Raw genomic sequence first — 1566 nt, 5'->3', positions numbered from 1 at the left:
TTGCTATACATCGTTTCTGTTCGGTTGGTTCTGCGGCCGCCGTAAGCATGCGAAGCTTTATCCTTTACACCAAAATAAGCTTCGGTTTCGACGATGATGCCTGCGGTGATTTCGTTGTCAATTTTGGTATAGAGTATTTTGCCTAACAGATCTTTAGCCAGACTAACCACGTCTTCATTTAGATAATATTCTTCTTTTAGTTTCAATATTTTACTTTAACTATCTATTTAATATAATTGATATAACTTGCTCTAAATAAGCCTTATCTGTTTCATCGAATTTATTTAATACTTCGCTGTCTACATCTAAAACGCCTATCACTTCACCATTAACAATTAATGGTAAAACAATTTCTGATTTAGAAGCAGATGCACAGGCAATGTGACCAGGAAACTCTTCAACATCTGGAACAATAATGGTTTCTGCCTGTTGCCAAGAGGCTCCACATACCCCTTTTCCTTTTTTAATCCGTGTACAGGCTACCGGCCCTTGAAATGGGCCCAATACCAGTTCACCTTGCTTTACCAGATAGAAACCTACCCAAAACCAGTTAAACTGTTCTTTAAGTGCTGCTGCAACGTTTGCAAGGTTTGCAATAAAATCGGTTTCGCCGTAAAGTAAAGCGTCTATCTGAGGGATGATCGATTGATATTGCTCTTCCTTTGATGTATTTCTGGTGATGGTTAAGTCTTCTGCCATTTTTTTTATTTCTATAATCAAAGTTAATTATGATTTGTGAGATGTAAGGCAATAGTGAATTTTAATGACGAAAATTTGAATGACAATCTATTCTTAAAATCCTTAGTTTTGGCATCATTAACCGTGAGTTTATGATTGTAGCCTTAACCATTACCAAATTCCCTGGCCTTACCGTTCCTTTTGCATTTGTAGGGATGGCTGTTTTACGGTTGCCATTGTGGTTAAATAAGAGATGCAGGTTCTGGAAGTTAATGGGGAGCGGAAAAGATGCTCAGGTAGATTTAGCTCCTGATTATAAACATTGGGCCGTGCTTACCACCTGGGATAACCGGAGGGATTGTGATGATTTTTATCGTCGTTCTTTTGTGCTAAAATGGTTTGGTTTCTTTGGGATTGAAAGTTTTACTATCTTATTAAACCCTTTATCTACTCATGGCTTATGGTCAGCAGTAGAGCCATTTAAATCCGATAAAATAAGTAATACCCATACGGGTAAGATTGCTGTAATTACAAGGGCGGCAATTAAATTTAATAAGTTAAAAGAGTTTAGGCGGAATATTAAAAGAGCAGCTGATGCCATGCGCACTGCTCCGGGTTTTATCTTGTCGGCAGGTATTGGCGAAAATCCATTTTTCGATCAGGCTACCTTTTCAATCTGGGCCGATGCTGATAGCATGAAAAACTATGCTTACAGATCTTTTGATCATTCTGACGTGATTAAGCTTACCAGGGAGCGCGAATGGTATAAGGAAGAGTTGTTTGCCCGGTTCTCGATTGTAGATAGCTGGGGCACGCTTAATGGCGTATCTGTTGAATTATAAATTAAAATATAAAATAAATGAGAGTAGTAGCAGAACTTCCGCATCC

3 protein-coding genes are annotated in these 1566 nt (G+C 38.3%); 1 reads left to right on the top strand and 2 read right to left on the bottom strand.

The window, feature by feature from the left end; translation table 11 throughout:
- Together AC1DPQ_RS27230 and AC1DPQ_RS27225 are read right to left on the bottom strand one after the other, a co-directional pair.
- A partial coding sequence (locus tag AC1DPQ_RS27230) for a DNA-3-methyladenine glycosylase (protein ID WP_477611486.1) occupies positions 1-206 on the bottom strand: 206 nt, incomplete at its 3' end.
- A gap of 13 nt (positions 207-219) precedes the next feature.
- Positions 220-699 carry a GAF domain-containing protein gene (locus tag AC1DPQ_RS27225; RefSeq protein ID WP_477583424.1) on the bottom strand — a complete coding sequence of 160 codons (480 nt, stop codon included), beginning with the start codon at positions 697-699 and terminating at the stop codon, positions 220-222.
- A 131-nt stretch (positions 700-830) separates the two neighbouring features.
- Here AC1DPQ_RS27225 and AC1DPQ_RS27220 point away from each other — a divergent pair, with 131 nt between their 5' ends.
- Positions 831-1520 (top strand): DUF3291 domain-containing protein, encoded by a 690-nt coding sequence (locus AC1DPQ_RS27220; RefSeq protein WP_477583426.1) that lies wholly within the window; start codon positions 831-833, stop codon positions 1518-1520.
- Positions 1521-1566 lie beyond the last annotated feature (46 nt).

It is taken from the genome of Pedobacter sp. 01T416_2 (genome assembly GCF_056398925.1).
This window is presented reverse-complemented; position numbering and strand designations above follow the sequence as displayed.